Annotated in this window: 2 protein-coding genes; one reads left to right on the top strand and one right to left on the bottom strand. The window is 51.2% G+C overall.

Annotation, left to right across the window (positions count from 1 at the left end; genetic code table 11):
* The coding region (locus RDO88_RS13515) for a M24 family metallopeptidase (RefSeq protein WP_307759851.1) at positions 1-763 on the top strand (763 nt) is incomplete at its 5' end.
* Positions 764-846: 83 nt separating this feature from the next.
* On the opposite strand, the gene RDO88_RS13520 is transcribed toward RDO88_RS13515, so the two are convergent.
* A partial coding sequence (locus RDO88_RS13520) for an ATP-binding protein (RefSeq protein ID WP_307759852.1) occupies positions 847-1,511 on the bottom strand: 665 nt, incomplete at its 5' end.

Consider the following 1,511-nt stretch of genomic DNA (forward strand, 5'->3'; position numbering starts at 1 on the left):
GAACCGTATCGCCGAGATGAACAACTGCGAGCTGTCTTTTGCCACGATTGCTACTATCAACGGGCAGACTTTGCACAACCACTATCATGGAAATAAAGTAAAGCCGGGTGACCTCTTCCTGATTGATGCCGGCGCCGAGCTTCCTTCGGGTTACTGTGGCGACATGTCGTCCACCGTGCCTGCGGACAAAGCTTTTACTCCACGCCAGCGTGCCGTTTACGAAATCCAGAACGCCATGCACTTAGAGTCTGTCAAAGCCCTCCGTCCGGGCATTCCTTATATGAAGGTGTACGAGCTTTCCGCCCAAGTGATGGTGGAAGGGCTGAAAGAGCTGGGCTTGATGAAGGGCAATGCTGAAGATGCCGTACGCGAAGGGGCGCATGCTTTGTTCTATCCCCACGGACTGGGACACATGATGGGCCTGGACGTGCACGATATGGAGAACCTGGGTGAGCTTTGGGTAGGCTATGACGGCCAGCCCAAGAGTACGCAGTTCGGTCGCAAGAGCCAGCGCCTTGCTATCCCTCTGGAACCGGGCTTTGTGCATACGGTTGAGCCGGGCATTTATTTCATTCCCGAGTTGATTGATTTGTGGAGAGGAGAGAAGAAGTTTATGGACTTCATTGACTATGATAAGGTGGAAGAATACCGTAATTTCGGTGGCATCCGCAATGAGGAGGATTATCTGATTACCGAAACGGGAGCGCACCGTTTGGGTAAGAAAATTCCGCTGACGCCGGAAGAGGTGGAGGCATTACGTTGACAACCACATTTTTAATATATACAGAAAGCCGTTTGTCCCGGTAATGCCGGTGACAAGCGGCTTTCAAATACAATATGTATGGTTTATGCGTGTAGTTCCAGAACGAACCGTGCTCCCTTGTTGTAGCTGCTGTCCAGTGTCAGGCTGCCGTTCATCTTGGTGGCAATCAGTGAGCAGATGGGTAGTCCCAGACCGTCGCCTTGCGTCAAGTCCTTTACTTCGGTGAAAGGCTTGAAGATGTTTTCGCGTTGCTCCTCGGGGATACCGCAACCGGTGTCGCTGATGATGAACTGGTGGGTGTGCGCACCGCGTTTCTTGAAGTCCAGCCATATTTTCCCTCCGGCAGGGGTGTGCTCGGCGGCGTTTTCCAACAAATGTAACAAGACGCGTTCCAGTTGCTCAGGGTTGATTTTCACATTCAGTTTTGGAGCGTTCACGGTCAAGGTGACATCCTCTTGTGTCATCCCTTTGATTTTGTCCATGATGCCTTCACAGAAAGTGGAGATATTCTTTTCCTGCATTTCGTAGGGTTCGGACAAGGTAGTTTCCAACTCGGACAGTTCCTGGATATGGTTGGAGAATGCATGCAGGGCTTTTATGCCCGGCAGTGAGGCGTCGAGCGTGTCCAGTGTCGGTTCCATCTGGGCGGAAATGTTCTGGATAAATTTGGTTTTCAGCTCATTGTGCTCATTAGCAATGCTGATGGCCTTCTTCTGTTTACGGGTGAGGATGATGAAACGCAGCAATA

The sequence above is a fragment of the uncultured Mediterranea sp. genome (assembly GCF_902493215.1).
Lineage (GTDB): Bacteria > Bacteroidota > Bacteroidia > Bacteroidales > Bacteroidaceae > Bacteroides.